Annotated in this window: 9 protein-coding genes and 1 tRNA gene; 6 read left to right on the top strand and 4 right to left on the bottom strand. The window is 46.3% G+C overall.

Annotation, left to right across the window (positions count from 1 at the left end):
- The first annotated feature begins 227 nt into the window (after window positions 1–227).
- Window positions 228–839 carry a glycerol-3-phosphate 1-O-acyltransferase PlsY gene (plsY, locus tag OX890_RS07775; protein ID WP_006080727.1) on the top strand — a complete coding sequence of 204 codons (612 nt, stop codon included), beginning with the start codon at window positions 228–230 and terminating at the stop codon, window positions 837–839.
- Between the two features lie 95 nt (window positions 840–934).
- On the opposite strand, the gene tsaD is transcribed toward plsY, so the two are convergent.
- On the bottom strand, window positions 935–1,951 hold the full coding sequence (gene tsaD, locus OX890_RS07770) for a tRNA (adenosine(37)-N6)-threonylcarbamoyltransferase complex transferase subunit TsaD (RefSeq protein WP_006080726.1): 1,017 nt from the start codon (window positions 1,949–1,951) through the stop codon (window positions 935–937).
- Between the two features lie 215 nt (window positions 1,952–2,166).
- Between tsaD and rpsU the strand changes: the two genes are divergently transcribed.
- From rpsU to OX890_RS07745, 5 genes are all read left to right on the top strand, one after another.
- Window positions 2,167–2,382: a 30S ribosomal protein S21 gene (gene rpsU, locus OX890_RS07765; RefSeq protein WP_006080725.1), complete on the top strand. Its 216-nt coding sequence runs from the start codon at window positions 2,167–2,169 to the stop codon at window positions 2,380–2,382.
- A gap of 6 nt (window positions 2,383–2,388) precedes the next feature.
- Window positions 2,389–2,832, top strand: a complete 444-nt coding sequence (locus OX890_RS07760; RefSeq protein ID WP_006080724.1) for a GatB/YqeY domain-containing protein — start codon at window positions 2,389–2,391, stop codon at window positions 2,830–2,832.
- Window positions 2,833–2,915: 83 nt separating this feature from the next.
- Complete coding sequence (dnaG, locus tag OX890_RS07755; protein ID WP_268650378.1) at window positions 2,916–4,640, top strand: DNA primase; 1,725 nt, start codon at window positions 2,916–2,918, stop codon at window positions 4,638–4,640.
- A gap of 135 nt (window positions 4,641–4,775) precedes the next feature.
- Entirely contained in the window at window positions 4,776–6,611 is a 1,836-nt protein-coding gene (gene rpoD / locus OX890_RS07750; RefSeq protein WP_006080722.1) for an RNA polymerase sigma factor RpoD, read from the top strand.
- Between the two features lie 255 nt (window positions 6,612–6,866).
- Window positions 6,867–6,943: transfer RNA gene (locus OX890_RS07745), tRNA-Ile, on the top strand.
- A 240-nt stretch (window positions 6,944–7,183) separates the two neighbouring features.
- Here the strand turns inward: OX890_RS07745 and OX890_RS07740 are convergent.
- The 3 genes from OX890_RS07740 to OX890_RS07730 form a co-directional block, all read right to left on the bottom strand.
- On the bottom strand, window positions 7,184–9,304 hold the full coding sequence (locus OX890_RS07740; protein WP_006085035.1) for a methyl-accepting chemotaxis protein: 2,121 nt from the start codon (window positions 9,302–9,304) through the stop codon (window positions 7,184–7,186).
- Between the two features lie 230 nt (window positions 9,305–9,534).
- Window positions 9,535–10,431, bottom strand: a complete 897-nt coding sequence (gene mak, locus OX890_RS07735; protein ID WP_268650377.1) for a fructokinase — start codon at window positions 10,429–10,431, stop codon at window positions 9,535–9,537.
- 201 nt (window positions 10,432–10,632) lie between these two features.
- Window positions 10,633–13,302 (bottom strand): glycoside hydrolase family 3 protein, encoded by a 2,670-nt coding sequence (locus tag OX890_RS07730; RefSeq protein WP_126491387.1) that lies wholly within the window; start codon window positions 13,300–13,302, stop codon window positions 10,633–10,635.
- Window positions 13,303–13,363 lie beyond the last annotated feature (61 nt).

Genomic DNA, 13,363 nt, shown 5'->3' with positions numbered 1-13,363 from the left:
AAAAGCGATCCTAGCTGTATAATCCGCAATCTTCTGACAGATAACTAATTTACTTTCTACTCGAGCCAATCCACAGTAGGATAACGCCCTAAAAGGATTTGCTCATTCAGAAAATATCTCAGCCCCAACTAGGCGAGTTATCGCACAAACCTATAGCGGGATTGACAACTGAGTCAGCTTTTTAAATTGTTGCGCGATAATACCTTAAGACGCGTAAGGAAACCAATGTGAGTCCATTAACACAGACACTTTTGATGATTTTGGCCGCCTATTTGGCTGGTTCAATCTCAAGTGCCGTGCTGGTTTGTAGGATGAGAGGTCTACCCGATCCAAGATTGCAAGGTTCAGGCAATCCAGGAGCCACCAATGTACTAAGAATTGGCGGCGCGAGTTCGGCTGCCATGGTGCTGTTTTTCGACATGCTAAAAGGTGCAGTGCCTTCTTATTTAGCTTATCTCATGGGCATAGATGCAGTGTCACTCGGGCTCATCGCCATCGCCGCCTGTCTTGGACATATTTATCCGGTATTTTTTGGATTCAAAGGTGGTAAAGGCGTTGCTACTGCCTTTGGTGCTATGGCCCCCATTGGTGATGATTTAGCGATTTGCCTAATGGCATCTTGGGTCGTCCTATTGTTAATTAGCCGCTACTCGTCCCTTGCCGCCATTCTTACCGCTTTACTGGCGCCCCTTTATACTTGGTGGCTAGACGACAGATTCACCATTCCCGTTGCTATGCTATCGACGCTCATCATTATCCGTCATAAAGACAATATTCAGCGCTTACTCAAGGGGGAAGAGTCCAAAGTGTCACGCAAGAAGCGTCCAAAAAAATCTTGAGATCACATTACGCCCAATAAAATTACCCCAATAAAAAACTGCGCTAAAAGCGCAGTTTTTTATTTCAGCATCAATACATCGGCATCAAAGGCGTGTTATGCCACAGGTGGCAAGGTATCTAACGGCCATCGAGGTTGACCTTTTACCGCTAAATCTTCGTATTGTCCCGCCTTTAAACGCTGTAATCCCGCAAAGGCAATCATGGCGCCGTTATCGGTACAAAACTCACCGCGGGGATAAAACACTTGTCCACCTAGCGAGTTCATCATTTCAGCTAAGGTTTCCCTCAAACGCGTATTCGCACTCACGCCACCGGCGATCACTAAGCGGTTATAGCCAGTTTGCTTCAGCGCACGGCGACATTTAATCGCTAGCGTATCAACCACGGCTTCTTCAAAGGCACGGGCAATATTGGCGCGCGTTTGCTCATCGTCAGGTTCAGCGGCAATAGTATTGGCGGTAAAAGTTTTTAAACCCGAAAAGCTAAAATCGAGTCCAGGTCTGTCGGTCATAGGGCGCGGGAACTTATAGCCTGCGGGTAAGCCTTTAGCGGCCAGTTTCGCTAAGCGCGGGCCGCCGGGATAATCCAGCCCCATTAATTTAGCCGTTTTATCGAATGCTTCACCCGCGGCATCGTCAACGGACTCACCTAACACTTCATAGCGGCCAATCCCATCGACTTTAACCAACATAGAATGGCCACCAGAAACTAATAAGGCCACAAAGGGGAACTCAGGTGCGTCATCTTCGAGCATAGGCGCCAGCAGGTGCCCTTCCATATGGTGCACACCGATTGCAGGCTTGTCCCAAGCAAAAGCCAGTGAACGCCCCACACAGGCGCCGACAAGCAAAGCACCAATTAAACCTGGGCCCTTGGTATAGGCAATCCCGTCGAGATCAGCCATTTCAGTATTCGCATCTTTCAGCGCTTGACGAATAAGCGGCACAATTTTGCGTACATGGTCACGCGACGCCAACTCAGGCACCACACCACCATAGTCAGCATGCAGCTTAACCTGACTGTATAAAGTGTGCGATAATAAGCCCAGTTCATCGTCATAGACGGCGATACCTGTCTCGTCACAAGATGTTTCAATACCTAGAACCCGCATGGTGTCTCATCAATTGCTAACAAAAGGGCGCTAATTCTACCTGCAAGCGCTCGATTACTCCAGTCGCACAGGCCATATTGAGTCCACTATAGGACTGAGCTCAGTTTTAGGGCTTTACAAGCCTAGGTGTCTCGGTATAAAATTCCGCACCATTTTAAATAGACTTGGTTCGAGTAATTGAACCAGAACAACCTACACCTAAGGGGTGATGGCGTATGCCAATTATTAAAGTACGTGAAAACGAACCATTCGACGTAGCTCTACGTCGTTTCAAGCGCTCTTGTGAAAAAGCTGGTATTTTAGCCGACGTGCGTGCTCGTGAATTCTACGAGAAGCCAACTACTGCACGTAAGCGCGCAAAAGCAGCTGCAGTTAAACGTTTAGCTAAGAAGCTTTCTCGCGAAAACGCACGTCGCGTACGTTTATATTAATCTCATATGAGCCTAATTGATCAGCTAAAAGACCACATGAAGCAAGCCATGATCGCCAAAGAGAAGGCGCGCTTGAGCACTATTCGTATGGCATTAGCCGCCATCAAACAGATTGAAGTGGATACCCGCGAATCTCTGACTGATGAACAGGTTATAGCGGTCTTAACCAAAATGGTGAAACAACGTCGTGACTCGATTGCTCAATTTGAAGCAGCGGGTCGTAACGAGTTGGCCGACGTGGAAGCAGCAGAGATTCAAGTTATTGAAGCTTTCCTGCCTACCCCTCTTACAGAGGCGGAAGTCGCGGCGCTCATCGATGCAACTATTGTAGAAGTAGGTGCATCCGCCATGGCGGATATGGGCAAAGTAATGGGAGCATTGAAATCTAAAGTGCAAGGACGTGCAGACATGGGCGCTATCGGCGCTATGATCCGTGCAAAATTGCAATAATTAGCGTTTCACTGTATGAACAAGCCGTGCCTATGCGCGGCTTGTTTGTTTAAATTCGCGCAAGGCGGGATTTTAAGCACTCAATGGCAATACCTCGTGATTTTATCAATGAGCTAATCGCTCGCACTGACATAGTCGAACTTATCGATCGTAAGGTGCCCTTGAAAAAGGCGGGTAAGAACTACTCGACCTGTTGTCCTTTTCATAGCGAAAAATCACCTTCGTTTACCGTCAGCCGTGATAAACAGTTCTATCATTGCTTTGGCTGCGGTGCTCACGGCAACGCCATCGATTTTGTGATGGAGTATGACCGACTCGATTTTATTGATGCCATTGAAGATTTGGCGGGCCAGCTTGGATTAGAGGTTCCCAGAGAACAAGGCACAGGCAAGCGACATGATGACGGTTTAAGTCGTGACTTATACCAGCTCATGGAAGAAGCGAGCCTTTACTTTCAAAATCAACTTAGACAACACCAAGATAAACAAAAAGTTATCGATTATCTTGCCTATCGCGGTTTATCCGATGATGTAGTCGAACATTTTGGTATTGGCTTTGCGCCAGACGGTTGGGACGGCTTATTGGGCCGCTATCGTCAGAATCAAGATGCGCAGGATAAGTTACTGACTGCGGGTATGTTAATTAGCAACGACAGTGGGAAACGTTACGACAGATTTCGTGACCGCCTCATGTTTCCTATCCGCGACAGACGCGGACGAGTCATTGGTTTTGGTGGCAGAGTTTTAGGTGATGGCACACCCAAATACTTGAATTCTCCAGAAACGCCCATATTTCATAAGGGCAATGAGCTTTATGGTCTCTATGAACTAAAGCAACGCTATCGCGATCCTGACAAAGTACTGATCGTTGAAGGCTATATGGATGTGGTGGCGTTGGCGCAATTTGGCGTCGATTATGCTGTCGCGTCATTAGGCACCTCGACGACGGCGGAGCAATTTCAGCTTTTGCTGCGCAGCGCTAAAGAAGTGATTTGCTGTTACGACGGCGACAGAGCGGGTACTGAAGCGGCTTGGCGTGCCTTAGAAACGGCATTGCCATTATTAAAGCCAGGCGATCAAGTGCGATTTATGTTCCTGCCTCAGGCCGAAGATCCTGATTCTATGGTACGTAAGATTGGTAAAGATGCATTCGAAACCTTAATGGTTTCAGCCATTGCACTACCAGAGTTTCTATTTGATACGTTAGCGACAAAATACGGTACAGATAAAGGCAACTTAGCGAAACAAGCTTTTATCTTAATTGAAAAAATTCAAGACACTGTGCTGCAAAATTTATTGCTTGAGAACTTAGCTCACAAGTTAGGAATGAACAGCTCAGAAGATATGAAAAAGAAGCTAGGCTTTAGCGTGAAACAAGCTAAACCAATGGCAAATAAAGGATTAAAAGGACGCGGTACACCATTGCGACTCGCCATCGCACTGCTAGTACAACATCCTAAACTGGGTATGGGCTTACCCCCACAACCCGCACTCGCCCACTTGCAGATGCCAGGCATAGAATTGCTGCCACTGTTATTGGAGATGACTCGAGAGCAAACGTTAAACAGCGCACAACTACTTGAACAATTCAGAGAGCACCCTTACAGCGGCACTCTCCATAAATTGGCCCAATGGGACCATCAAGTGGCGGATGAAAACTTGCTCGAAAAGTTTAAACAAACCCTGGTTTGGTTGAACAATCAATATATTGAACAACGATATCAGGAATTGAGTCTAAAACAGACTCATACTAAAGAAGAGAAGATGCAGCTCTCGAAGCTGATCTCAGTCATGAAAGGGTTAAACTGAGGCAAAAATGTCCTCATTCACTGTCCCAGTGACTAGCACAGACATGTGCACACGGCTATAATTGACGATTTGCGCGGCACTTAGCTCATGCTAAGTGTCCGTCGTTGTAACAGTTTCCCAACTTGGATGATATCTATGGATCATACTCCGCAGTCGCAACTTAAGCTGTTGCTTGCCAAAGGTAAAGAGCAAGGTTACTTAACCTATGCAGAAGTGAACGATCACTTACCTGCAGACATGGTCGATTCTGACCAGATCGAAGATATTATCCAGATGATAAATGACATGGGTATCCGGGTGTTCGAAGAAGCCCCTGATGCCGATGACATGATGATGTCGGAAGACAACACAGACGAAGATGCCGCTGAAGAAGCCGCTGCCGCACTGGCAACAGTAGAAAGCGAACTTGGCCGCACAACCGATCCCGTGCGCATGTACATGCGTGAAATGGGTACAGTTGAGCTTCTGACCCGCGAAGGCGAAATTGTTATCGCCAAACGCATCGAAGAAGGCATCAACACAGTTCAAAGTTCAGTCGCCGAATACCCACAAGCGATCGCTATGATCCTTGAGCAATTCGACCAATTTGAAGCCGACGAACTGCGCTTATCTGATATTATCTCTGGATTTGTTAACCCGGACGAAGACGTTGCACCGACCGCCACTCACATCGGCTCAGAATTATCTGAAGAAGAGCTGGAAGATGAAGATGACGAAGAAGATGACGACGACACTGAAGATGAAGAAGAAGGCAACAAAGGGCCTGATCCTGAAGAAGCACGCGAAAGATTCGGTCAACTGAGAACAGCCTACGAAAGTGCACTGAAAATTATCGAAGCTAAGGGCCGTGAACACCCTGAATCGGTAAAAGCGCTATTCGAAATCGGTGAAATCTTCAAAGAATTCCGCTTAGTACCTAAACAGTTTGACCGTTTAGTAAAAAGCATGCGCACTATGATGGATCGCGTGCGTGTTCAAGAGCGTTTAGTGTTAAAACTGTGCGTTGAACAAGCCAAAATGCCGAAGAAAAACTTCGTCAAACTCTTCACTGGCAACGAAACCAACCTCGATTGGTTCAATACTGAGAAAGCCTCAACTAAACCTTATGCCGAAGGCCTAAGAATGGTTGAAGACGACGTGATCCGTTGTCGTACCAAGCTTGCAGCAGTTGAAGAAGAAACCGGCTTAGCAATTTCTGCCATTAAAGACATCAACCGTCGTATGTCAATCGGTGAAGCCAAAGCGCGCCGTGCGAAGAAAGAAATGGTTGAAGCCAACTTACGTCTGGTAATTTCTATCGCGAAGAAATACACCAACCGTGGTCTGCAATTCTTGGACTTAATCCAAGAAGGTAACATTGGCTTGATGAAGGCTGTGGATAAATTCGAATACCGTCGTGGCTACAAGTTTTCTACCTATGCTACTTGGTGGATCCGTCAGGCGATTACTCGTTCTATTGCTGACCAAGCGCGTACTATTCGTATTCCAGTACACATGATCGAAACGATCAATAAGCTGAACCGTATCTCTCGCCAAATGCTACAGGAAATGGGCCGTGAGCCTTCACCTGAAGAACTGGCTGAGCGTATGATGATGCCGGAAGATAAGATCCGTAAGGTACTGAAAATCGCTAAAGAACCTATCTCCATGGAAACCCCAATCGGTGACGATGAAGATTCGCATTTAGGTGATTTTATCGAGGATACTACCCTCGAATTACCACTGGACTCAGCGACCAGCGAAAGCTTGAAAAACGCCACTCACGAAGTGTTAGCAGGTCTAACCGCCCGTGAAGCGAAAGTATTGCGTATGCGTTTTGGTATCGATATGAACACTGACCACACTCTTGAAGAAGTGGGTAAGCAGTTCGACGTAACCCGTGAACGTATTCGTCAGATTGAAGCTAAGGCACTGCGCAAACTGCGTCACCCTTCACGCTCAGAAATCTTAAAATCATTCCTAGATGAATAGGCCGTTATAAGCCTAAAGTCAGCTAAGTGAGATTTGAAGCCCTGCCTATGCAGGGCTTTTTATTGCCTCTCCCGCGCCAATATCCGCATAAGCACGCTATGAAAGCATTAAATTTAGCCGACGATGGCATTTAAGTTGATTAACAGATAACCAATTGAATCAGTTGCGTGAATTTCCAGCCAAAACACGGGTGACAAGCGTAAGTAAGCTTAGTATACTTCCTCCCGCTTCAGGTAATGACGATTACCTTAAGTCGGCCCCTTAGCTCAGTTGGTTAGAGCACACGACTCATAATCGTTAGGTCCACGGTTCAAGTCCGTGAGGGGCCACCACCCGATTCAACAAAAAAGCCCATTGAAAAATGGGCTTTTTTGTATCTAAAATATTTGTCCTGCCAATCATCGCATAATCACCATACATTTACAGCTCGCTCGCTGACTATTTCATAGCTTCAGCCTGTTCTTTGATATTTACAATTGCCATAAAAATAGGCCCTTTGTTCAGTGCTTAACCAGCAACACAATAAAGAGCCTATTTAAAATCAATACGCTAATTCAGTAAACCTCTGCGTGCTAGGTTTTTAACTTGCCTAACTGCTCATGCTGCTGCTTCACTAAGTTTGCTAAAACTACGCTGCTTTGCTGTGCTTCACCCGCAAGACGTGCAAGTTCAGAAGCAGAGTCAGAAATCCCGGTGATATTGCGATTAACCTCTTCAGTCACCGCACTCTGCTCTTCTGCGGCGGCGGCAATATGGGTCACTTGGCCCGAAATTTCCCCAATCTGACTCACCATTGAATTCAATGAGTTTAACGCTTGCTCAGTTTGAGATACGGCCATTTGTGCCCGCTCAGCGCCTTTATCTATGATGCCAGAAGCGCTTTGGACCTCTTTTTGCAGTGCGTCGATAAGGGTACTAATGTCGTTCGTCGAGCTTTGAGTCTTAGATGCTAGCGCGCGGACTTCGTCAGCAACCACAGCAAAGCCTCGTCCCTGCTCACCCGCCCTTGCAGCTTCAATCGCCGCATTGAGTGCCAACAGGTTAGTCTGTGCGGCAATGGAGCTTATCACCTCAAGGATACGACTGATGTTCATACTGCTTTCAGCCACTTTACTCACCGCCAGCTTAGCCTCCATAGACTCCTGAGACATAGTCGCGACAAAACCCATTGCCTTAGTCAGGCTCTCTTCGCTATGACGAATATTTCGCGACATAGCTTCAGTTTCTGCCGCCGTTTGCTCAGACGCCTTAGCAACTTCAAGTGCAGTAGCACTCATTTGGTTCACAGCCGTTACCACACTCTCAATTTCACCGTACTGGCGATTCACACTGTCACGGGTGAGCTGCGCAATTTTTGCAGAGGCTTGGCTTTCCTCCTGAGAGCGGCTCGCAAGCGTTTTCAGCTCGGCAATCAGATTTTTAAGTTTATAAATAAAGGAGTTGAAACCTTTCGCTAGTGCAATCAATTCAGCATGGGAATCAACCTCAATCGATTGCGTTAAATCGCCATCTGCACTCGCAAGATGCTCTACACGGCCCTGGATCATCCTCAATGGTGAGATAATGCTACGGATCACTAAGCTAATGGTAATCACCGCGGCAATTGATACCACAATACCCACGATCAGCAGTAAACTTCCTAAAGAGGTCGCCATCTCATCCATATCATTATTTAGCTCAATCGAGCTCTTATACGCCTGTGCAGTCGGCACTTGGATAACTAAGGACCACTCGGCATTCGCTAGCGGGATCTTAATGGGGTAGGCAACAATAATTTCATCATCGTTAACCATGTAGCCGGAATTCTTGTGCAGGGAGATGATTTGCGAAGCGAGAGTAGGATTTATCGACTCAGCTAATGGACGCGCCTTTTTACTGTAATGACTGGCCGCGACCACTAAACCGCGGGTGCTCAGCAAAGTGACTTTCGCTTGTCCATCGTAGAGGCTTTTGGATAACTTATCGATAAGGGTTTGAAACACTGGCAAGTTTACATCTACACCGACTATACCGATAAATTGCTTATGTTTAAGCACGGGCACAGTCAACGAGGTCATTAATGCTTTGTTGCCTGGAGTGATCTCGTATAAGTACGGCTCCATTAAACAGGGCTTTAAGGTTTCTTTACCACATAAATACCATTCAGCATCACGGATCCCAAACTCATTTAAGCTAGTGAGGTACTTTTCTGCCGAATCTTCAACTTGGTTATGCTCCACAGTGCCATCGTCGTTACGGGTGTAATAGACCTCTAGAGCGCCAGATGTCGCCACACTATGGCTAACATTCACATTCAAAAACTCACTGTCGAGCCCATCATAACCATTAGGTTCGAACTGGGCATACATGGAAGAGACTTGCGCATTTTTCTTCAGCACTGCCGCTACTGCGAGTTCTAAGCGGTCACGTTTTAAGGGTAATTCCTCGGCAGTACTTTCAAGCATACCCGCAAAAGAGAAAGGAATACGGTAGGCTTCATTGATAAATCCGGCGACCATTTCACCATATTCACCAGCGCGGGCTTCGAGTTTATCCCGCGTTTCCGTTTGTAGGGTATTTTGAACTTGATCCGACAATTGTGCGTTTTGAGCCGACAGCGTCCACCATAAACTGATAGATAAAATAGCCACTATCGATAAAAATAATGCTGATGTAATCCACAACAACTTAGTACTGATGGACAAATGCTTCATCTAGTAAACTCCCAAGAGAACGACAATAGCGTAATTATTATGATCTAATTCATTTTTATACTTTCTACCCAGCATTAAAAATAGCACTTAGCGTAAGAATTACCAGCACTTAAGATAAAGATTTGCTAATGAAATGTAAAACTTTAGAATGACAAAATCAAAAAAAGGCCAAATTCAAATAAATGAATTCGGCCTTAAATATCAAACACTATTTCAAATTAAGTCTAAAGTTAGCGTCCCCACAACCAAGCGGCACCACGTACGCCCGATGAAGCGCCATAACAGTTTTTAACAACCGGAGTGTGACACTCACGGCCAACCACATATCGCGGTAAAACTTTTGGCAATTCAGTGTAAATGGCATCGATGTTGGACACTCCGCCGCCAAGGACGATAACATCTGGATCCATCATATTGATCACATGGGCCAATGAGCGGGCTAAACGATCGATAAAGCGATCAAAAGCTTGAGTTGCCAGCGGATCGCCTGCTTGCATCATTTGGGCGATTTCAATACCGCTGTCAGCAACTCCACCTGCTGCGCGAAAATCGCGTACAAAACCCGTCCCTGAGATAAACGTCTCGATGCAGTCTCTGTTACCACAAAAACACGTCGTGGTATTAAATTCATCGGCTTTCATCCAAGGTAAAGGATTATGACCCCACTCACCGCCGATACCATTACCACCATCATGCACTTGGCCTTTGATGGCGATACCTGCACCACATCCAGTACCAATAATGGCGCCAAAGACCACTGACTTGCCAGCAGCTGCGCCATCGACCGCTTCTGATACGGAAAAACAGTTCGCATCATTAGCGATTTTCACCTTACGGTTTAATCGAGCGCCCAGATCCACATCGAGGGGATGGCCATTGATCCACGTTGAATTAGCATTTTTAACTAGGCCAGTAAAAGGAGAAATCACCCCAGGAATACCTATGCCTATTGTGGCGGTTTGTTGCAAGCTCTCTTCGACTTCTGTCACGAGTGCGACTAATGCATCGACTGTAGCAACATATTCTCTTGGCGTTGGGATGCGTTTACGAAACACTTCTTTACCATCGTCATCTAATGCAATTAACTCGATTTTTGTGCCGCCAAGATCGATACCAATTCGTAACATCAACTTACTCCATCTCAATATATTTAACGCAAAGCGGCTCAGTGAAGCTCGGCTCTACTGCCTGATGCCATACACTGTAATTGAAAACGGCCTCAGGTCAAAAACAACATTAGCCCCTGTCAAAGTAAAGGCTGTTTATTAAAGCAAACAATGAAGGCACAGTCGTCATGTAAACGACCCACTGCGCCTTGGGATTTTACATTACTGACACTCGACTGACGCCATACTCGCCGTTTTTGGCTTTAAGGTGATATCGCTAAAACTGATATCCACAGCGCCCGATGATGACAATATGAAAGGCGAGATAATTTTACCAAAATCGATCCCCTGCGCCTGATAGCAAGTGAGATCTATGTTTAGTTCACTCCAAGTATCAAGGCTTAACGCGCTTAGCTGAGTGCTGATGTCCACATTGACTCGACAATCGCCTTCGCAGGTCATGCCAACATTAACAGGCGCTTTAATCGATGAACCGACTTTGACCTGCATACTCAACACTGACTTGCTCGCCAGATAAGCCCGTAAGTCTTCAGGGAAGTTCCCCTGCAAACTCACAAAACCAAGAGTTTTACCGTTGAAGCTGACATGGCGAGCATCTTCTTGTACTTGTTTATCAAAGGTTTTAATCGTGACAACATCATTCGATTGCACACTGCTGGCTATGGGTTCCATCGAAACCTTGTCACCTTCAACACTGCCAATCAGCATTTTCCAAGGCGCCTTAACGGCACGCTCGAATAACGGCTTCTGGCTGAGTTGCATTTGTTCACTGAAATTATCTTCAGACAAACTATTCGATAATATCGCAGGCGCAGTACTATTTGCCTTATCCGCATAGCTCAGGCCATAGCCATAGGGAAGTAATGGCGAATAATCACTGTCGTGAACATTCACTTGAGTTTGCTGCGGTGTCGACGGCCATGAGAAAGATAATTTGCCATTAAAGTCATACTGAACATCACCATTAGCTTGAGTGAATAACACTTCACTAATCCCTGCTCCTTCAGTGCCAGGCAACCAAGCGGCGACAAAGGCGTCAGAGGCATTAAGCTCAGGATTGACCCACAAAGGTCTGCCGCTAATAAACACAGAGACCACAGGAACCCCTGCGGCTTTGAGCTTTTGCAATAAAGCTAAGTCACGCTTATTCCCTCTTTGATACTCAAGATTATCAATATCACCATTGCCTTCGGCATAGGGCTCTTCACCAAATACCACAATCGCCACATCGGGTTTATTCGCAGCATCAAATTGACCATCAACACTCAGCACAGCGCTACCACCGCTGGCAGAAACCGCCTTTGCTATGCCAGCATAAATCGATGTTGCTCCAGGGAAATCTGCATTCTGATTATCAGTACCCTGCCAAGTAATAGACCAACCACCCGATTGTTTGCCAATATTATCAGCAGCATCGCCTGCAACGAGCACTTTAGCTTTAGGAGATAAAGGCAATAAATGCTGATTATTCTTCAATAACACCAGTGATTCACGCACCGCTTGGCGTGCAACGTCTCTGTGACTAGCTTGTCCAATTAACTCGGTTTTACCCGATAAAGGACGCTTAGCTGGACTTGGCTTTTCAAATAATCCCGCCCGAATTTTTACTCGCAGGATACGACTCACGGCATCATCAATCCGCGCTTGGCTGATCAAACCCGACTTAACTTGCGCGATAGTGTTTTCATATAATGGTTTCCATGCGGCCGTAGGCACCATGAATACGTCTAAGCCCGCATTAACGGCCTGAGGACAAGATTCGTTACTGCAACCTTCAACCTGCCCATGACCATTCCAATCGCCAACGACAAAGCCATCAAAGCCCATGTGAGTCTTAAGTACATCGGTCAATAAATAAGGATTACCGTGATTTTTAGCGCCGTGCCAACTATTAAATGAGGCCATCACAGTTTGCGCGCCCGCAGTTAACCCGCCGACATAACCTTGGGCATGAATGTCAAACAAGGCTTGTTCGGATGCGATATTATCGCCCTGATCATCCCCGTCTTCGGTCCCTCCATCTCCTAAGAAATGTTTTACCGTAGCGATAACATGCTGATCTGATAAGAAGTCTTTATCATTGCCACCTTGTAACCCCTCGACAATCGCGTGCGAATAGGATTTAACGATGGCAGGATCTTCAGAATAACCCTCGTAGGTTCGTCCCCAGCGGTCATCACGCACCACAGCGACAGTCGGTGCAAATACCCAATCAATCCCCGTCACCATGACTTCTTTGGCGGTGATCGCAGCAATTTGCTGAATAAGCTCAGGATGATGAGCCGCACCTAACCCTATGTTATGTGGGAACAGCGTTGCGCCAATCACATTGTTGTGACCATGAACCGCATCCGTGCCCCACATGGTTGGAATACTGATGCCATCGAGCGAGTCATCCATAGAGGCTTGAAACATAGCGTCGGCTAAGGCAATCCAATCTGCTGGCGTCGCATGTTTATCTTGGTTCGGGTAAGAACCGCCACCATTCAAATAAGAGCCAAAACCGTATTTGCGCATATCTTCGACCGTGATATCGCGGATCTCAGGTTGGATCATCTGCGCAACTTTCTGCTCTAGCGTCATTTTTGCTAATAAATCTGCGACGCGTTTTTCAACATCTGGCTGATTTTTATGGGGGATAGTTAACTGCGGCCAAATATTAATATCGGTAGGCTTACCGTCGATACTGTAGCCATTGGGGCTATTGGGGCTATTGGGTGAGCTAGATGCGGCAACATCATTGGGCTTAACTGACTGACTATCGTCGGCTTTTATCTGCTCTGTTTTGCTGCATCCACTTAAGCTGACGCAGGTCAGCACAGCCAATAAACTCAAGCTAAAGGTTTTGGGTCTCAATGCGATAACGCTCATAATTCTCACCCTCAAAAAATAAAATGTCTTAATACACACGCCGTGTGCGCATCCATGTGTT

This window comes from Shewanella sp. DAU305 (assembly GCF_026802235.1).
Classification (GTDB): domain Bacteria; phylum Pseudomonadota; class Gammaproteobacteria; order Enterobacterales; family Shewanellaceae; genus Shewanella; species Shewanella baltica.
The sequence above is the reverse complement of the archived record's forward strand: the minus strand, read 5'-3'. Positions and strand labels throughout refer to the sequence as shown.